Source organism: Anabaena sp. FACHB-595, from assembly GCF_048568275.1.
Lineage (GTDB): Bacteria > Cyanobacteriota > Cyanobacteriia > Cyanobacteriales > Nostocaceae > Trichormus.
This window is the reverse complement of sequence record NZ_CP183473.1, coordinates 4,891,738-4,910,000: the sequence shown is the minus strand read 5'-3', so window position 1 is coordinate 4,910,000 and position 18,263 is coordinate 4,891,738. Positions and strand designations below refer to the sequence as shown.

Below are 18,263 nucleotides of genomic sequence, written 5' to 3'. Positions count from 1 at the left end.
CATACAAGAGGGGCATACTTTAGCTGAGTTAGATGCTATTAAACAAGAATTGACTACCCTCAAGCAACTACCAGAAAGACAAGAGTACGAAACTATTTTTCGAGAGTTTGAGCAGCAGTTGCAAGCAATGAGCGATCGCCATCGTTATCGCAAACATCAACGACAACAAACACGCCAGTTATTGAGCGAATCTCTCTTGCCAGCAGCACTCACTATTGCCCTTGAACAGCTTAACGAAGAAAGTCGCCAGGATGGAATTGAACGACGGCGACTAAAGCAGGAACGAGACACAGCTTTGCAGGCATTAAAGGAAGCGATCGCCTCAGCAAATATTAAAATACAAAACCTCAAACAGAAGCGGAAAGCTTTATCTCAGCAATTACAGTCGCAAATGCACGCTGCTTACTCCCTGATGAATTTTTTGGGGCAATCTGTATCATTACAGCAATTGATGCCGAATGGTTTACCTACAGGAACGGGAGACTGTTGTGCGCCAAAACTCTTACACTATGCAGCAACGCATGGACTTAAACCCCTAGCAATGGGTGAATTTTGGTGGGGTTCATCCTGTCAAGACAAAATTCAGGGTGAATTTTATGGCGCTTGTGTGGAACGTTGTCAGCCGTTGATGGGATTTTTGTTGTCGGGTTTGAAACCTACGCGAAACCTTGAAAAAGAACAAATTAATGTGATTTATGAGGACGAATGGTTAATTGCTGTGAACAAACCTTCGGGGTTGTTATCAGTTCCTGGTCGTTATATTGATACCCAGGATAGCGTTCTTAGCCGTTTGCGTCATATGTTACCTGAGGAAGAGATGCTCGCTGCTGTGCATCGCTTAGATCAAGATACCTCTGGTATTCTCTTACTGGCACGAGATAGCCAAACTTATCGTCAATTTAGCCAGCAGTTTCAACAGCGACAAGTTTACAAGGTTTATGAAGCCATACTTGCCGGTGTTATCAACACAGACACAGGGATAATCGATTTACCATTGTGGGGAGATCCAGAGAATCGACCTTATCAGCAAGTTGATTGGCAACGTGGTAAACCTAGCGTGACAAACTTTCGTGAGATCGCCAGGGAAGGAGATTACACCCGTGTAGAATTTGTACCACTCACCGGACGCACCCATCAATTAAGAGTTCATGCGTCAGATGTGCAAGGATTGGGAGTGGTAATTTTAGGCGATCGCTTTTATGGTTGCACTGCTAAAGCAAATCGATTACACTTGCACGCCAGAGAACTCTCCTTTCTGCATCCACGCTCAGGAAAAACAATTCACTTACACATAAAAACACCATTTTAATTGAGTCGCCCTTTTTGTATTGGCAGGGAGGGTATGAGATAGGTTTGACTCCACAAATATCAAGAGTGTAAAACCTCTTGGATTCTCCATCCCCAATCCCCGATTAGTTATTGTGTAAAGCAGAAACCTTTGCCAAGGCATCCTTGACGTTGCTGGGTAACTGACGCATGATTTTCCCCCTATCTCTATCCAAAGCCACTAATGTCACTTTGGCAGTAACAAATAGTTGCTGTCCATCAGTGGAGACAATAGCGTAATCCCAGTTGATCCGGACACCAGTCACATCTATCATCCGCGCTTTTACCACCACTGCCATACCTAACTGAACTGAACGATGATAGCGGATAGAAAGTTCTACTACTGGTAAGTCGCAGCCTAAGGCAACTAAATCAGCAAACTCAATGCCAATGGAGCGCAAACATTCTACTCTGGCTTCTTCCATCCAAGTTAAATAGGTACCATGCCAAACAATACCCGCATAGTCTGTATGGTGGGGATGAACTCTCACGGGATACTCAAACCAACTATCGAACTGACGTAATGATGAAACTTGGATGGCGTTGGTTGGTGGTAATTGGGCTTGGTTTGATTGTTCGTCAGACATCTTCTTGTTTTTGAGCAACTTAAGTTTTTCCAAATCTGGAATAACATAAAAAAGCGTCGCATTGTAGAATTTATTCAATTAATAAGGTTTAAACTCCTAAATAAAAGGAGTGCGTGATTATGCAGCTTCATCTGCCTTATTTCAGTACTTTGGTTTCATCTGTAATTTTTTTATTTAATTTTGGATTAGTAGAACCACTAATTCAAGAGGTAAATTTAAAATTTAATTACGGAGAAAAACATCAGATATTGGTTCAGAAAAATCAGCGATCGCCTGGGGTGGAACGTTCCCCACAAAAGGCGGGACTTCTCTCCCAGACGCTAGGCGAAAGCCCATCGCAAATTGAAGCATTAAATAGACAAGCAATCCTAAATTCCCAACAAGACCAGCCACAAGCCGCATTGCAGAAGTTACAGCAAGCTTTAGCTATCAGTCAAGAAGGAGGGCAAAGCTTCTGGGAAGGAGTTACCTTGAATAATCTTGGTAGAGTTTACCAAAAACAAGGTAATTATTCATTAGCTTTGTTGTCTTTTCAACAAGCAGCAATTATCTATAGACAAATTGGCGATCGCGTCCAATTAGGCAAAACTTATAGTAATATCGGATACCTATTTCAAATTCAAAATAAACCAGATTTAGCCATCTTCTTTTATAAGCATTGCGTGATTAATCGTGAATCAGCACGTTTGCAAACAGCCAATTTATCTGAATTGCAACCAAATGCGTATAATCTAACAGTAGGTCAAACTTACCGAATTTTGAGTGAAAAATTGCTCAAAAAAGGACGTGTAGCTGAAGCACAAAGGACTATGGATTTACTCAAAGTTGAAGAACTACAGGAGTACTTGCATAATGTTCCTGGTAATCAACATACTGCCACAGGTATTGCAATTGTCGCCACAGAAAAACCTGTTAAAGAAAAACTAGATCAGACTGTAAATAATGCCGTAGCTTTAGGTAAAGAACTGACGAAACTCAGAAAAATTCCACCACAAGAGCGATCGCCACAACAAAATCAACGCGTTAGGCAATTGGTGACACAGCAACAGCAATTACTAGACAAATTTAACAAATTTATTACTAGTCCAACTGTTACATCACAGTTAGAACAAATTAGCCGTACTGCTAGACGACAAAATCTAGATTTAGAAAGTATCAACGAAATTCGGGATAATTTAGCTCGCTTACCCCAAAAATCCGCAATTATTTATCCGCTAGTTCTCAAAGATAGCCTGGAATTAGTAGTAGTTACCCCAGAATCTCCGCCTATTCACCACACGGTGGCTGTTCCCCAAGCAAAACTCCATCAAACTATAGCTAACTTTCGTCAGGCGTTAACCAATCCCAGCAAGGATATTAAAACACCTGCGCGTCAGTTATACAACTGGCTGATCAAACCTATAGAAGCTGAATTAAAACAATCAGGCACACAAACCTTACTTTACGCACCAGATGGCCAGTTACGCTACATTCCCTTATCTGCTTTATATGATGGCAAACAATGGCTAGTTGAGCGTTTTAGTATTAATCACATTACCGCCGCTAGCCTGACTAACTTGAACACTTCACGGGATCAGACTTTACGGGTTTTAGCTGGTGCTTTTACTCAAGGTAGTTATCAAGTAACAGTTGGTAATCGACGACTGGCTTTTTCTAGCTTACCGTTTGCGGCGCTGGAAGTAGAAAATCTAGCCGCTACCATTCCTCAAACTAAAAAATTGTTAGGTAAAAGCTTTAGTCCGCAAATTACAGTACCACAGATGGATGATTATACAATTGTCCATCTAGCGACTCATGCAGCCTTTGTGGTCGGTAAACCACAAGATTCATTCATTTTATTTGGTAATGGCGATCGCGTGAACCTGTCAGATATTGCCACATGGTCACTACCTCATGTAGATTTGGTAGTTTTGAGTGCCTGTGAAACTGGTTTAGGTGGGAAGTTGGGGGATGGTCAAGAAATTTTAGGCTTTGGTTATCAAATGCAGAAAACTGGTGCAAAGGCTGCTATTGCCTCACTTTGGGCTGTGGATGATGGTGGCACTCAAGCATTAATGAGTGTGTTTTATCACAAATTATCTACAGATAAATTAACGAAAACCGTAGCTTTACGGCAAGCTCAAATAGCTTTAATCAAAGATATAGAGTCAACCAATCACATAATGCCTGTAGCCAACAATGGTAACTTTCATCACCCTTATTACTGGGCATCCTTTATTTTGATTGGGAATGGCTTGTAGAATAATTCGTAATTCGTAAATTTAATTTAAGGCATAGAATTTATGCTCCATCGTCCCTGTATGGAGGGTAGTGCAATTACGAATTATTCTGGCTTCAGCACACAGCTTAGAAGAGTGCGGCAATTAGCTAAATTAATTACGCCAAGGCAAATATAGATAGCTAAGAATTGCTAACCAAGTCTTAATCACTAAGTTTTTGGGTGAGATTTAATCAATTTTCCATTGAAAATTGACTATTAAAACTATATGTACAGAAATTTTTAACCTCGTTTTGCCAACGCCTTGTTCCCAGAACTAACTGGCGTAGGTTGCTTCACAAGATTTGCTAGTTCTTGTAACTGGTTAATTGCCTCTGCACCTTCTAATTTCATCAATTCGCGATCGTCTCGCATCTCTGTCCAGGTGATCCCATAGTCAGATACTAGGAATCGTATCAAATGATTATTACCCAAGCTGACCATAAACGAAGCACTGTTCATTTGGTCGCCGCAGGTATAACAAGAGGCAGGATATCCACGCCGTTCGAGTACAATTGCCAAGGCTTGGAGGTTCATTACCAAGTCTTGAACAAACTGCCGATGTTGATGAGCTAGTCTTAGAAACACTTTTGTCCTCCAGACACCACAGTCATTTTAGTCTCTTTTATATTTTCTTTAGATTCTCTCACCCATTGGTATTGTAAACTATCCATTACAATTACTAGACATTTGTTGAAGTCGTTAATTGACTACCTTGCTCAGGGTAAGAGAAAACTGCACATCCTGCCGTATCAAACAATTCAGTTTGCAAAATCAACACATCAGACAGAGTCAAAAAAAATTAATAATAAATTTACCAACTTTAGTCTGATTTTGTGATTACTAGCAGTGATGGCATCAAGATTAACTCAGATTTAACCTTAGTCAACCATAGAAAAATCACGGATTGCATTTTTAGACTATATGTGGTTTATTTCGTGATTATTACAGTTTTTCAGATGAGTTAATCTTCTCTACAGTGTTGTTATACAGTAAAAGTACAGATTTTATTTCTGGGATTGTTACCAGATTCTGCTTTACCCAATGCAACCCCTCCTGGGTTTATAGAGTTAAATGGATGAGGGCGCAAGCTTTAGAGTGAAAATGCGGGCGTAATGGCCAAATATAGTAGGGGGGTTGATTAAACTTCAGGAAAAGATAACTACAGCCCAAATACCTATAGGCATAAGACCGAGCATAACTAAACTAAAGATAAGTGTGTTGCCATTTCGGCAGTATTTTTTTAGGCTCTAAACGTTAAAAAAATTTAAGTAGATCACAAATAGCCCCTTTACAAATAGAACGGATTTCCTTTAAGAATGCCGATCCTCCTAAAACTCTGTAGCCAATCATATTTAAGACTAACAGTAAGTCACTCTAGCGAGAGTTATAGATACAGAACTTAAAAAGCAATAGAACTGGCTAAAGTGTGCCTGACCACTTGTTCTCTTGTGGAACAGGATTATTCACTGTGAGAGGGTGTAAGGATTTTGGACACATACACCCTTTCCCGATCTTTTGACAGAAATTTTAGGCGGCTACTTGCCACCAACCAAAAGCCGGCCCGATAAAACGGATAGTTACCCAAGCAACGACCATTACACCGATTCCTACCCAAGCACCGCGAGTAGTCCAACTAACGAATAGTTCAGCTTGAGATTTAGTGATGGGAACCCAAGATAAAATACGGGTGTCTTGCCCGTATTCTTCTCCCATAGTTGTTTTACGACGTTTTGCTTCACCCATAATTAAAATTCACGATTTAGTTTAGGCTATAAATTTACTTTAATACTTATGGTCATTAGTTATTAGAGGCGTTGCAGTGTAACGTCTGTACATCAATTATCTTCCTCATACTCACACTACGCTGAATTTTCTTCACCACTGGGGGCAAACAGACTTGGATCGAGATAGTTAAGGCGTGCTAGAGGGCTGAGGACATTGAGGATTTGGGAGCCGTAACTACGATTGACGACACGACTATCGAGTAAAGCGACAATGCCTTGATTTTCACGCACAGGGGCTACGGCTCTTTGTAGTTCATTTAAAGCAGTTGGTAATAAAAATAAACGAAACCAGTCTTGATGCGATCGCTTATAGTGAGCTACTCTACCAGCCACTAGGGGGTGTTCTAAAGATGGTAAGGGTAAAGTCGCAATCACTAACAGTTGAGGCGCAGGTAAGACAGCCTGATGTTCTCGCCAAAATTCCCAACCGCTAACCAAAATGCCATTTTCATCCAAACAGGTTTTTTCTACCTGCACCCGCGAACCAAACTCTGAGGCTAAAATTGCTCCCACCTGAGCCTTTAATGGCACATCTCCCACAAGCAACACTGTCAATCCTGGTGCAGTAGCACTTAGACAGACTAAAGTCCGCACCTTGTGAATGAATGCGGCTTGAAACTCTGGCGTATTAGGTAGAGGTAGCTTGTAAGGTATGTAGAGTTGAATTGCCTCTGATTGGCTATCAGAAGCGAATTTTAAGCAGGTTAAATCATCTAAACCCAAACGCTCTTGAAACAAAGGAGCCTCGGTTTCTGGCTCTAAAGCGCTGCCAATTAGGACTACTGGCTGACGTTGCCAAATAGGTGAGAGAATGTCTCCTAATTCGATTGGTGCGTAATGCAACGAGAATAAACCTTGGCGACGGGCGATCGTTGCCCAGAAGAGGGGTGGGGAGGATGAGGGGGGATGATTTTGCTCGCTGGGTAATTGTTGCCAGAATTTCTGCCATACTTCTGGCACACCTGATGCTGATTTTAAAGCTGTGTGGAGTTTGGTTAAAATATCAGTTTCTGATGGGGAAATTAAATAGCACTCGTAGGGATTTGCTGGATGTTTGAACAGTTCACTTGTCAATTCAATCCTTGCCAATCGGATTGTCTCAGCTTGTTCCGGGCAGGCTAGTATAAGTTGATCCCAGTCTTGGGGTTGAATATCTTGAGTCAGCTGATGACGTACCCAATCTTCTAAATCATCGACTCCATCAATAATGGTGGGTATACCTTGGGGGAAATTATCAGCAGATGTTAGCTGTCCTCTTAGCCAAGCTTCTGGGGAAGTCAGAAGTATTCCTTGGAACTCAGGGTTAGGCCAAGCGTCACCTGTTCTGATTGGTTTATTAACTTGTAGCCATTGCTGTAAACGAGGAATTTCCACTCGCAGCAGTAGTTGTTGCACTGTTTCTGTGGCAACAATAATTACAGGGCCGTGCCACATCAGAGCAGAGGCAATAAAACTTGTGCGATACCGTCCTTGATAGCCACAAACAGCCCCTACTTGAATTAAGGCGCTACGTCCCAGACGCAAGGCGCGTGCTACCAACCGTGCCATCGTTAAATGATGGGGCCAGGAAGGGAAACCCGCCTGCGATCGCAAAAAGTTATGTAATGACAAATGAACTTCTGCCTCAATCACACGCTTTCCATCCCATACAAAATGACTTTAATTGCCAATAGCCCCATTTCTATTATCTCTTTTGTCAGTTGTTGGTTGTCAGTTGTCAGTTGCATTCATACTGACCACTAACTACTGACTACTGACCACTAACCCATTACCCTGAATTATGCCAACTTACACAGGAATTTCCAGCGAAGCCTTCAGACATCCACTGGATCGCCAAGCCGAGCAAGCTTTGCGAAATCTACCAGGATTTGATTTGATTGCTCGTAAATTTGTGGAATTTGTCTACGAACGCCCTCAGCTAGTCTATCTAATGGGCAACACCATCCAAGTAGGGCCTCGGCAATATTCCACTATTTACCAGATGTTTCGGGAGTGTGTGCGGGATTTGGATATTTATCCAGAACCTACACTGTTTGTTTCACAAAATCCTCAGGCAAATAGCTACGCATTAGGTCAAGAGAATCCTTACATAGTCATAAATACAGGGATACTAGACTTGCTCAACGAAGCCGAAATTCGGGCGGTGTTAGCCCATGAACTGGGACATATTAAATGTGGCCATACTATTCTAATTCAAATGGCGATGTGGGCGATGGGTGCGGCTTCAGCCTTAGGAGAATTAACCTTTGGCATTGGTAATTTTGTCTCTCAAGCCTTGATTTATGCGTTTTTTGAGTGGCGGCGCAAGGCTGAGTTAACGGCAGATAGAGCAGCGCTGTTGGTGGTTGATGACCTAAATACTGTTTTATCGTCAATGATGAAGATTTCTGGCGGTAGCAGCAAATATGCCAATGAATGCAGTTTGCAGGAGTTTATTAAGCAGTCCGAAAATTATCAGGCATTAGACGAAGATGGGCTAAATCAAGTGTATAAATTCTTAATGTACAACGGCGCTCAAGGCATGATGTTAAGCCATCCGTTCGCTGTAGAAAGAGTCCAATACCTACAACAATGGGCAGTATCCTCAGAATATCAACAAATTCGCCAAGGTAATTACCAGCGATCGCCTGCCTCTGGTTCTGTAGACGTGAAAGCCTCTACCGCCGAAGCTGAAGCCGAAAGATTACGCCGCCAAATTGAAGAATTACAACAAGAAATTAACAAAATGAAACGGTCTGACTAATGGTGATGGGTAATTGGTAATTGGATATATATGCTAGTTCCCAATCCCCAATCCCTGATTTCATAAAACAGTCATCTAAGAGACTCCGTTGTTTCCCAGTTAGGTGTAGCCTCAGCATGAGAGCGATCATTTTAGATAAATCATCCCTTGGAGAGTGGGAGAATCTCAAATGTGAACCTTGACACCTGCTCAAAAGGCCACCAATAACCTAATTCCTTCTGGAAACTGCTGACTATGGCAATTAACTTTCCAAAGTGGTTGGCTGTATTAGCCACTATTCTTGCCCTGCTTCTACTGATGCCCGTAACTACCTCGGCAGCAACATTTGGATTTCATACTCCCTCTCAAGCAATTTATGCCTCTGCTGCTAGCTTAGTTACCACCTACCCTTCTTTTTCTGATTTGGATTTAACTCCTTTGCAGCGCCAACGACTGCAATCTGTGCTGCAACGCAGAAATAAAGAAATCCAGGCAGTGTTGGACATATCACAGCGTGATACCCTGAGGCATCAAATACACTCTGGTCATAGCTTCAATCAAGCTTTGCTCTCCCTAGAACTGCAACCAGAACAGCAACACCTGATTAAAGCTATAGAACAATTGACAAGCCTAAAATTGAAAGCGCTTTTAGTTAAATATTCAGTGCCAAGCGTTAGTAATTAAAGTCTGTCTGCCTTTTTTAGGAAAATAGCGATCGCCTCTGGGGATATGATGAGGGCGATCGCTTTTTATTTCACTCTTTTTCCAACAAGTCCCAAATGAGGAAGCAAAATTTAAGAAATGTAAGTACATTAAGAATTATGGTAAAAATTATGATACCAAGCAGAAATAAGTAAAGCCAGAAGTCCAAATCAGGTCAAGACTTCTCGGTTAAGAACATAGTGTGATGTTGCACCTCTAATTAACGTGCGCCTCCAACGGAGGCGCACGTTAATTACGAATTACGAATTAGTAATGATGACAATTCTTTTGTCTGTTGTCTTTCTAGACAAAGTGGATGTCGCTGACGCTGTAGCTAGTGGAAAAGATGGAAATGATATCAAAACGAGCAAATATAGAAGAGGATGTCAAATCACTCTGACTAGAAGCATCGTAGACACCATTGCCTTTCACAATCTGATTTGCAGTCGCCACTAACACGGAATCATCGAAGGCTTTACTGCTGTCTAACGAGAATGGACTGGCGATCGCAATATAATTACTGCCGAAGATATAACCGTCTAGCTTTTTGAGTTGGATTTGATCCTGACCGGTTTGAAAATCAGTAATCAAGGCAAAGTCATTCAAGCCTGCAAAACCACCACCGCCTACATAGTAGGGCTTTGTGGCATCTCCTAAGACGAATTTATCAGGATCTGCACCTCCGGTGAGGGTGTCTACTTCATTAATACCTGGTTGGCGACTGTTAGGATCAACGCCGATGATGGTATCTTTACCACCAAGACCAGAGATTTGATCATTGCCTCTACCACCAATCAATAAGTTACCTTGGTTATTACCAACTATAGTGTCAACTTGGGAAGTACCAGTGACGTTAACAAAATTTTGAACATTAAAGTTCAGTGTTCCTAAGACTGGAACACCGTTAACGATGAGACTATTAGTAGAGAGATTGACGTTAAATGACGTGGTTGTACTAGTACCGGTAGAACCATCAATGGTGTTGGCTTGACGTGTTGCACCGATGATAGTTTCAATGTTGAGGATTTGATCTGTACCTGCTGCACCTTTGTTGACAATACCAGATGCTTGTAAGGCGATCGCAGTACCTACATTACTATAGTCAGCTGTATCAAGGTCAGCACCACCATCAATGGTGTCATTACCAGTACCGCCGATCAGGACATCATTACCACCCTCGCCTTGTACGATATCGTTACCATCACCTAATCGGGAAGTCGCAAGACTACTTCTACTCCCTCCACCTATCACATCATCACCAGCACCACCTTGCACGGTGTCATTACCGTTGAGTCCAAAAATTTCGTCGTTACCTTGACCACCAATTAGCAGGTTATTGTTGTTATCGCCAATGATGCTGTCATTTTGTGCAGTACCGATAACATTTACAAATCTCTGCACTGTAAAATTCAATGGGCTAGTTGTGGGAACTCCATTCACTATCAGACTGTTAGCGGAAAGATTAACGCTAACTGATGTAGTAGAACCTGTGGTGGTGGAAGCATCTATTGTATTGGCTTGTCCTTTCGCACCAATTATAGTTTCAATGCCATTGAGTGTGTCTGTTCCGGCTCTGCCTTTTTGAACAATACCCGTAGCTTGTAAAGTAACAGCTTGACCTAATTCACTGTAGTCAACAGTATCAATTCCTATATCCCCAACTATGAAATCATTGCCTGCACTACCAATGATTTGATCATCTCCTTGCAAAGCAACTATTAGATCGTCAACCATAGTACCAACGAGCCGATCATTAAATGGTGTGCCGATAATGGTGTTATACACGTCGCTATTTTTCCTTTAAATTCGGTTGAGGAATGCAAATATTTGTAAATCTTTTTTAAGATATCAGAATTAGGTTAACAATTTGATACGGTTTCATTAAAAATAAAACCCTGCAACAGAGTTTTTCTAATATTCAATACTTTTGCATAGATATATCCATATATCAGCCTGAAATCTTTGTCTTCGCTAGGAAGTTGGCTGTTATGTTCAGTAAAGAGAAAGTGGGCTTTATTCCCGTTTACCCTGAGTTACTGGGTACAAGTTTTGATAATTAAATTTTGTTGCCAAACTTATGGAAACAGTTGACTAATTTGGATGTCTCTAACATCAGGTGATATTCTTCTACGTTCCACAAGCGGACTTTGGTTTGCATCATAGTGCTTTGATTTGTATGTAGCGATCGCATCAATTACAAATCCCCGCCTCCACAAATCATAAAAATTCTTCCCCAATTTCCAATCCCTACTCCCTAATCCCTAATCCCTATTTATAATTAATCTTGCCCTCTGAATAGTTCGTTACCATGTCGGAAGAAGATATCCGTGCCGCTAGGCTGGAGAAAGTAGAACAACTCAAGCAGCTAGGGACTAACCCCTATGCTTACCGTTGGGAGTCTACTCATCACGCCGCCCAATTGCAAGAAAAATTTGCTGATTTAACCAGTGGTGAAGAAGTCGAGACAGAAGTTGCCATTGCCGGACGCATTATGGCGCGTCGCGTTTTCGGTAAATTGGCTTTCTTCACCTTGGAGGATGAAACAGGCACTATTCAGCTTTATTTAGAGAAAAATCGTATCCAAGAAAGCATGGCAGAAATTGATGCCAATGCTTTTAATCATCTCAAACAACTCACCGATGTAGGGGATATTCTGGGAGCCAAGGGAACAATAAAACGGACTGAAAAGGGCGAGTTATCGGTTTACGTCAAAGAATATACCATCCTCACCAAATCCCTACTGCCGCTACCCGACAAGTGGCATGGGTTAACGGATGTTGCCAAACGCTACCGTCAACGCTACGTTGATTTGATTGTTAACCCCGAAGTCCGCCAAACTTTCCGCCGTCGCGCCCAAATCACGGCCGGGATTCGCCGCTATTTGGAACAAAGGGATTTTCTAGAGATTGAAACCCCTGTTTTACAAAGTGAAGCCGGCGGTGCTGATGCGCGTCCCTTCGTCACTTACCACAACACCTTAGAAATGGAGTTGTATCTACGAATAGCAACAGAACTCCACCTCAAGCGGTTGATTGTCGGTGGTTTTGAAAAGGTGTTTGAATTGGGGCGAATTTTCCGTAATGAAGGGATTTCCACCAGACACAACCCTGAATTTACCTCAATTGAAGTTTATCAAGCCTACGCCGACTACAACGATATGATGGCTCTAACAGAAGGTATTATCACCACTGTGGCCCAAGATGTACTCGGCACACTGCAAATTACCTACCAAGGCGAAACGGTAGATTTGACACCACCTTGGCGACGGGTGACAATGCACGATTTAGTAAAAGAATATACAGGATTGGATTTCCATTCTTTCCAAACACTAGAAGAAGCGAAATCAGCAGGTAAAAATGCTGGGATTCCTGGTGTAGATGAAGCCCAAACTATAGGTAAAATCCTGAATTTAGCATTTGAAGAAAAGGTAGAAACAAAGTTAATTCAGCCTACCTTTGTAATTGATTATCCTGTGGAAATTTCGCCATTAGCTAAACCTCACCGTTCTCAACCTGGGTTAGTAGAAAGATTTGAATTATTCATAGTCGGGCGGGAGACTGCGAATAGTTTCTCAGAATTAACAGATCCCATCGACCAAAGAGAACGCCTAGAAGCCCAAGCAGCCAAAAAAGCCGCCGGTGACTTAGAAGCCCAAGGTGTAGATGAAGACTTCTTGACTGCGTTGGAATACGGGATGCCACCTACAGGAGGTTTAGGTATTGGGATTGATCGGTTAGTCATGTTATTAACTGATTCTGCCAGTATTCGGGATGTGATTGCTTTCCCTTTACTCAAACCAGAAGGCAGCTTTATTAAGGCATATCGCTATGAGCCAACAACTCAAACACTGACTCTTGAATTTGATAGTGGAAGTATTTACGAATATTTCAAAGTACCGCTTACTGTTAAAGAAGAATTAGACAATGCACCGTCTAAGGGTCAATATTTCCATAAGTTTATTAAAGGGCAATTCAAGTATGAACAATTGAGTTGATCGAATTAAGTAGAAAATAAGATTTAAAAATAACGCGACCTCTGACCGATTTAAGCCGTGGGTTTGACGTTTTGGAGGTCAGCGATATTTTTAACAATCTCTGCCTCGATAACGCTTCTCACAAGGCGTGAGATAAAAATCATCCCATCAATCAGCAACGCCGGAAATTAATTATCAGTGACATCTCGCAAACTTTAGAATTTAATGCTACACCTGAAGCAGCCCAGGTCAGACCGGAAAATTCTCGTAGCCATTAGCATAGCAAATAATGTCTCAGAATCAATGGGTGATCAATGATTTCCCGGACTGATGGCTGAACATACAAGGGATAAATAGTGATGTCTAAGGCAATTATGAGTAACAACATCCAGGGGTGCAAACAATTATTTGGCGCTAGCTTGTGTACCGCCATTACTTTAATCACAAGTAGTAGTATTGCGGCTCAGGTACAGATGGCAAAACTGAATAATTGGCGCTTTTACCCAGACACAAAAAAGCTAGAAATAACCCTTTCATCCAGTAAAACACCACAGTACTTTTATTTAAACGAACCACCAAGACTAGTTGTAGATATTCCTGATACTCTATTAGGCAAGGTTTCCACCCAGCAAAACTACACCGGTTCCGTTCAAAGAGTCCGTGTTTCCCAATTAAGCGCTAATGTTACTCGCATTGTCTTAGATTTAGCCCCAGGGTCTACTGTAGACGCAAACAAAGTACAACTACAACCTGCTACTCGACAAAACCCTACTCGCTGGGTTTTACGTCCCGCAATTGTGAAAGTGGCTAAACAATCAAGCAACTTCCAACAGTCACCTAAAAGTCAACAACCAACAACCCCCTCCTATATACAATTACCTAGTACCCTACCTCCCATAACTGGTCTGCAACAGCAACCGTTTGTGAGTGTACCGCCCCTGAACTCTAATAATCCCACTTTGAAACCCAGCAATTTTAACAACACTAATTCTTCCACTCCTCCAGTCCCTACCCTACCCAACTATCCAGTGATTGAGTTTGGTCAACCTCTACCTAAATTCCGTTGAAGATGTGATTGGTCATGGGGATTGAGAGTTAGCAAACAAAATAATTATTTCTCACGATTACCTATGACCAATTACCAATTCCCATAGATATAATGAGTCTTCAAAAAGATATATTTTTTGGCTAATTAGTTGACATCTTTAGCCAAACAAAAATTATATCTACTGTTAATTCTAGATGAATATCCGGCAACACAGAATGGTTGTGTTTCGGGGAGTTTCAGGAATTCTTCCAGACTATAAGCTGGGGGGATTGTCAGAGTCATGGCTCCTGAATTTTGGGGAAATGTACTTTTAGTTTAGCGTTGAGCAACCCGCACTAATAAGAATATGCCTACTCCTAGTCCAATAAAGTTTGGTAGCCATGCGCCGATAAAGGGAGAAAAAATCCCAGCTTGTCCTAAAGCGCCAGTGATAAAACCCAGTAAGTAGTAAGAAAAAATTACTATAACACTAATACCAAAACTAGTACCTTTGCCTGTGCGTTGGGGTATGGTTCCCATCGCTGCACCTACTAAACCAAATACTACACAGACAAAAGGCAAAGCAAATTTTTGTTGGATTCTTACTTCCAGTTTACGAATTTTTTGGCGATCGCCACCAAGGCGTTCAATATTTAGCTGGTCTAAAGCTTGGGCAATATTCATTTCCCCGTAGTCGCGGCTTTGTTCTGCCAAGCTTAAGGGTGTGCGGGGTAGTTTGAGTTGTTGCTTCTCAAACCGGAGAATATTACGATAAGAGCGATCGGGCGCTACTAAATAAATTGTGCCGTTATAAAAATCCCAGATGCTTTGTGCGCCATTCCACTCGGCAGATTCTGCGACGACAATTTGATTTAAACCATCTGTTGAACGGTCGATGATGGTTAACCCTTTCATCCGCTTCCCGTCAAACTGGTCAGCATAAAACAGGCGTGTTAATATTCTGTTTTTTGTCCCATCTTTCTCTTGTATATCCCGATATTCAGGGTAAAAAATATTCTGTTGCTTAAACGTGGGTTTGTCTGATTTTAGCGCTTTGTCTAAAGTGAGAGTAGCTTGGTAATTTGCGGCTGGGGCAATTTGCTCGTTAAATAAAAACGTCAGCCCTGTGACGACGAAACTCAACATTACCGCCGTCATCACCATGCGATAGACACTCACCCCACAACCGCGCAAAGCAATAAGTTCACTTTCGCTCGATAGACGACTATAGGTCATTAAAGTCGCCAACAGTGTAGACATGGGGAAAGCCAACACAATGAAATTAGGCAGTTTTAATAAGAAAACCTGCACCGCAATACTAACGGGTAGTCCAGACTCTACAACTCTTCTGACTAACTCAAATACAGCGTCAATCGTCACGCCAATGGATGAAAAAGCGCCAACACCAAATAGAAATGTCGGCAGCAATTCGCTAGTCAAGTAGCGATCCATAATTGTAAAAGGCAGCAGGGAATGAAAGCTGTAAAAAGACGAGAGTTTTTTGGCTACCATAATTTAATTAGTCAGTTGTCAGAGACGCGATTAATCGCGTCTGTACTAAACCTGAAAATTATCACCTAAGTAATATTGACGGACAAGGGGATTATTATATAGTTCATCAGCATTGCCATAAGCCAGAATTTGCCCTTCACGGAGGATGTAGGCGCGGTCGGTGATGGCTAGGGTTTCTCTAACATTATGGTCTGTAATTAAGATTCCCATGCCGCGATCACGTAATTGTGCGACAATTTGTTGAATCTCGAAGACTGCGATCGGGTCAACACCAGCAAATGGTTCATCCAACAATAAGAATTTTGGCCCTTCTCCCCCAGCCGCTAAAGCCCTGGCTAATTCTGTCCGCCGTCTTTCTCCCCCAGATAGTTGAATACCTTTACTTCTAGCAACTTTTTCTAAGCGGAACTCCCGCAGTAAAGTGTTGAGTCGTTTTGCCCACTCCCAACGCGGCACATTGGTTTGCTCAAACACCAATAGAATATTATCTTGTACTGAAAGTTGGCGAAAAACACTGGCTTCCTGAGCTAAATAGCCAATGCCCAATCTTGCCCTTTTGTGCATAGGTAAGCCAGTAATATCTAAACTATCTAGCCAAACTCGCCCCTGATTGGGTTTTTCTAAACCTGTAGCAATGTAGAACGTCGTCGTTTTACCAGCCCCATTGGGGCCTAGTAAACCAACGATTTCACCCTGAGCGACAGAAAGATTAACGCGATTGACAATTACTCTCTTGCCGTAAGACTTGTGAATATTTTCTAAAACAATTTTCACTATGCCTGTGCTGTCTTGTTGGTTGATGCTAATTGGAACGTCGTAATACTGGTGTTGTCGGAGCGGGTGCGTTAGATTGGCCTCCCTGCTGCGACTCTTCAATCATATAGATGGATTCTACCTGGCGATTGGATTGAGGTAAGGCCACAAATCGGCCTTCATCAATCAAATATGTTACCTTTTCTGCGCGGATACTATTGCCACCTTGCTGCAAAATATAGACATTACCACTAAAATCAATGCGGCGTTCCTTGCTGAAATATTGTGCTTGAGCAGATGTCGCCTGAATTTGACGAGCAGGATACAACATCTGCACATTACCACGAGCAGTGATCACCTGATTTTTAGCATCGTATTCTTGAATATCAGAGCGAATCGTAAGCGGGCGATTTCCCCCTGGGGTTTGTGCTGTAACGCTCGATAATTGGTTAGGCAAGGCTACCGTACCGAATAAAGTCACAGGTAGTAGCAAAGCTAATCCCAAACGGCGCATTTTTGACAGAGGCAATTTATAGCAGGGCATCATAGGAATTTAATATTCGGGATTCTGGCTTGTATACTAATTATCTCAAGTACTTTCTCCTAAAATATAATCTCCTATCAGGAGTAGCATGAGATAGTCGCTAGCTGAAATCTTGACGCTACGCTAAAGTTTAAAGTTTCGTCAATAGTCATTAGAGAGACGCGATTAATCGAGTCTGTACAGTTGTCAGTTGTCAATAGTTTTCCCCTGCCTCCCCTGCTCTCCCTTCGCACACATAAAAAATTAGGGAATAAGAAGAAGTTTCTCGTTCCCTGAATTTTTATTCCTCATCCATCATTTGATTAACTAATTATCTGTTACCGTAATTGTCGGTAATGACAGTGCAAGGCTTTCACTGAGATTGCCAGCGTTTATCTTGTCCGCGCCAAGTTCTTGTAGTGTTTTTAACAAGCCCACGCTCTGGTTTAGTAATTCATCTACGTCAATATTGCCATAAACTGAAGGGTAACGTCGCAGGCGATTGCTGCCTTCCCCAAGCAAAATTACCGCTCCTCGCCAGTTGCGATTGCCCAAATGATAAAGACCCACAGCAATTTGTAAAATACCTTGATAGAAGGTTTTTTCTGGTTCGCTGGCTTCAATCCATAAAGCCTCTAAGGTGTCATGACAGGCGTAGAACTGTCCAGCGTTAAATTGTTCTACACCTTGCCAAAACTCTGTGGGCATGGTTTCACTCATCCCATGCTTTCTCGTACTTCTTTAATAGTTTCCAGCGAAATTTCTTGTTTTTCGCCAACAAAGTCGCTCTCCGGTGTGAGAAATAGCATACAATGGCATTCTTTACGTTCTCTCATCGGTACACAAGGGCAGTTCCAGTATGTAGCTTTTACTTCAGCTTCTTTGTCTTCGTAGTGGCGACAAGGACACAAAGGCGCTCCTAATTCGTCTTTATGCTTGGCTAATCCTTCAATCACGACTGCGGTCACAGATGGTTCAGAACAGAAGTATGTGCCAGTCCGTTTGGCATATTGTTCTGAAAAATGGCGCATTGCCTCTAGACTTTTGTCGCTGGATTTTGTGTTAGCTTCTGATGAAATCATGGGGATCGGCGG

16 protein-coding genes (1 of these 16 running past the window's edge) are annotated in these 18,263 nt (G+C 42.0%); 6 read left to right on the top strand and 10 right to left on the bottom strand.

The annotated features are described in order from the left end of the window. On the top strand, positions 1-1,309 hold the 3' portion of the coding sequence (locus ACN222_RS20395; protein WP_010998220.1) for an RluA family pseudouridine synthase. The gene continues 341 nt to the left of window position 1, outside the view; 1,309 of the gene's 1,650 nt are visible here — the last part of the coding sequence; the start codon falls outside the window, past its left edge; its stop codon occupies positions 1,307-1,309. Positions 1,310-1,412: 103 nt separating this feature from the next. Here the strand turns inward: ACN222_RS20395 and ACN222_RS20390 are convergent, their stop codons facing one another. Further along, on the bottom strand, positions 1,413-1,913 hold the full coding sequence (locus tag ACN222_RS20390) for an acyl-CoA thioesterase (RefSeq protein ID WP_010998219.1): 501 nt from the start codon (positions 1,911-1,913) through the stop codon (positions 1,413-1,415). A 119-nt stretch (positions 1,914-2,032) separates the two neighbouring features. Here ACN222_RS20390 and ACN222_RS20385 point away from each other — a divergent pair, with 119 nt between their 5' ends. Further along, positions 2,033-4,153 carry a CHAT domain-containing protein gene (locus ACN222_RS20385; RefSeq protein ID WP_044522081.1) on the top strand — a complete coding sequence of 707 codons (2,121 nt, stop codon included), beginning with the start codon at positions 2,033-2,035 and terminating at the stop codon, positions 4,151-4,153. A gap of 260 nt (positions 4,154-4,413) precedes the next feature. On the opposite strand, the gene ACN222_RS20380 is transcribed toward ACN222_RS20385, so the two are convergent. The 3 genes from ACN222_RS20380 to ACN222_RS20370 form a co-directional block, all read right to left on the bottom strand. Then, a complete protein-coding gene (locus tag ACN222_RS20380) occupies positions 4,414-4,758 on the bottom strand; it encodes a DUF1815 family protein (RefSeq protein ID WP_010998217.1) in 345 nt (114 codons plus the stop codon). A 942-nt stretch (positions 4,759-5,700) separates the two neighbouring features. After that, positions 5,701-5,916 carry a DUF2839 domain-containing protein gene (locus ACN222_RS20375; protein WP_010998216.1) on the bottom strand — a complete coding sequence of 72 codons (216 nt, stop codon included), beginning with the start codon at positions 5,914-5,916 and terminating at the stop codon, positions 5,701-5,703. A 116-nt stretch (positions 5,917-6,032) separates the two neighbouring features. After that, positions 6,033-7,589, bottom strand: coding sequence for a helicase C-terminal domain-containing protein (locus ACN222_RS20370; RefSeq protein ID WP_010998215.1), 1,557 nt, complete (start codon positions 7,587-7,589; stop codon positions 6,033-6,035). Between the two features lie 148 nt (positions 7,590-7,737). Here ACN222_RS20370 and ACN222_RS20365 point away from each other — a divergent pair, with 148 nt between their 5' ends. Together ACN222_RS20365 and ACN222_RS20360 are read left to right on the top strand one after the other, a co-directional pair. Then, positions 7,738-8,700 carry a M48 family metallopeptidase gene (locus ACN222_RS20365; RefSeq protein WP_419756871.1) on the top strand — a complete coding sequence of 321 codons (963 nt, stop codon included), beginning with the start codon at positions 7,738-7,740 and terminating at the stop codon, positions 8,698-8,700. Between the two features lie 234 nt (positions 8,701-8,934). Next, positions 8,935-9,363, top strand: coding sequence for a hypothetical protein (locus ACN222_RS20360; protein WP_044522079.1), 429 nt, complete (start codon positions 8,935-8,937; stop codon positions 9,361-9,363). 321 nt (positions 9,364-9,684) lie between these two features. Here ACN222_RS20360 and ACN222_RS20355 read toward each other — a convergent pair whose 3' ends face one another. After that, positions 9,685-11,166, bottom strand: coding sequence for a calcium-binding protein (locus ACN222_RS20355; RefSeq protein ID WP_010998212.1), 1,482 nt, complete (start codon positions 11,164-11,166; stop codon positions 9,685-9,687). Between the two features lie 523 nt (positions 11,167-11,689). Here ACN222_RS20355 and lysS point away from each other — a divergent pair. Together lysS and ACN222_RS20345 are read left to right on the top strand one after the other, a co-directional pair. Continuing rightward, a complete protein-coding gene (lysS, locus tag ACN222_RS20350; protein ID WP_010998211.1) occupies positions 11,690-13,375 on the top strand; it encodes a lysine--tRNA ligase in 1,686 nt (561 codons plus the stop codon). A 338-nt stretch (positions 13,376-13,713) separates the two neighbouring features. Then, positions 13,714-14,421: an AMIN domain-containing protein gene (locus tag ACN222_RS20345; RefSeq protein ID WP_049942504.1), complete on the top strand. Its 708-nt coding sequence runs from the start codon at positions 13,714-13,716 to the stop codon at positions 14,419-14,421. A 296-nt stretch (positions 14,422-14,717) separates the two neighbouring features. Here ACN222_RS20345 and ACN222_RS20340 read toward each other — a convergent pair whose 3' ends face one another. The 5 genes from ACN222_RS20340 to ACN222_RS20320 form a co-directional block, all read right to left on the bottom strand. Beyond that, positions 14,718-15,833 carry an LptF/LptG family permease gene (locus ACN222_RS20340; RefSeq protein WP_010998209.1) on the bottom strand — a complete coding sequence of 372 codons (1,116 nt, stop codon included), beginning with the start codon at positions 15,831-15,833 and terminating at the stop codon, positions 14,718-14,720. A 105-nt stretch (positions 15,834-15,938) separates the two neighbouring features. Beyond that, positions 15,939-16,667 (bottom strand): LPS export ABC transporter ATP-binding protein, encoded by a 729-nt coding sequence (gene lptB, locus ACN222_RS20335; protein ID WP_010998208.1) that lies wholly within the window; start codon positions 16,665-16,667, stop codon positions 15,939-15,941. A 28-nt stretch (positions 16,668-16,695) separates the two neighbouring features. After that, positions 16,696-17,193 carry an LptA/OstA family protein gene (locus ACN222_RS20330; protein WP_010998207.1) on the bottom strand — a complete coding sequence of 166 codons (498 nt, stop codon included), beginning with the start codon at positions 17,191-17,193 and terminating at the stop codon, positions 16,696-16,698. Between the two features lie 303 nt (positions 17,194-17,496). Further along, positions 17,497-17,889, bottom strand: coding sequence for a DUF309 domain-containing protein (locus ACN222_RS20325; RefSeq protein ID WP_010998206.1), 393 nt, complete (start codon positions 17,887-17,889; stop codon positions 17,497-17,499). Then, positions 17,886-18,251 carry a ferredoxin thioredoxin reductase catalytic beta subunit gene (locus tag ACN222_RS20320; protein ID WP_010998205.1) on the bottom strand — a complete coding sequence of 122 codons (366 nt, stop codon included), beginning with the start codon at positions 18,249-18,251 and terminating at the stop codon, positions 17,886-17,888. The genes ACN222_RS20325 and ACN222_RS20320 overlap by 4 nt, the downstream gene beginning before the upstream one ends. Between the last annotated feature and the right edge of the window lie 12 nt (positions 18,252-18,263).

Bases quoted from the DNA above. Each gene is read 5' to 3' on its own strand.
- ACN222_RS20390 (WP_010998219.1), bottom strand. From the start codon at position 1,913: ATGTCTGACGAACAATCAAACCAAGCCCAATTACCACCAACCAACGCC.
- ACN222_RS20385 (WP_044522081.1), top strand. From the start codon at position 2,033: ATGCAGCTTCATCTGCCTTATTTCAGTACTTTGGTTTCATCTGTAATT.
- ACN222_RS20375 (WP_010998216.1), bottom strand. From the start codon at position 5,916: ATGGGTGAAGCAAAACGTCGTAAAACAACTATGGGAGAAGAATACGGG.
- ACN222_RS20365 (WP_419756871.1), top strand. From the start codon at position 7,738: ATGCCAACTTACACAGGAATTTCCAGCGAAGCCTTCAGACATCCACTG.
- ACN222_RS20360 (WP_044522079.1), top strand. From the start codon at position 8,935: ATGGCAATTAACTTTCCAAAGTGGTTGGCTGTATTAGCCACTATTCTT.
- lysS (WP_010998211.1), top strand. From the start codon at position 11,690: ATGTCGGAAGAAGATATCCGTGCCGCTAGGCTGGAGAAAGTAGAACAA.
- ACN222_RS20345 (WP_049942504.1), top strand. From the start codon at position 13,714: ATGTCTAAGGCAATTATGAGTAACAACATCCAGGGGTGCAAACAATTA.
- ACN222_RS20340 (WP_010998209.1), bottom strand. From the start codon at position 15,833: ATGGATCGCTACTTGACTAGCGAATTGCTGCCGACATTTCTATTTGGT.
- ACN222_RS20330 (WP_010998207.1), bottom strand. From the start codon at position 17,193: ATGATGCCCTGCTATAAATTGCCTCTGTCAAAAATGCGCCGTTTGGGA.
- ACN222_RS20325 (WP_010998206.1), bottom strand. From the start codon at position 17,889: ATGAGTGAAACCATGCCCACAGAGTTTTGGCAAGGTGTAGAACAATTT.
- ACN222_RS20320 (WP_010998205.1), bottom strand. From the start codon at position 18,251: ATGATTTCATCAGAAGCTAACACAAAATCCAGCGACAAAAGTCTAGAG.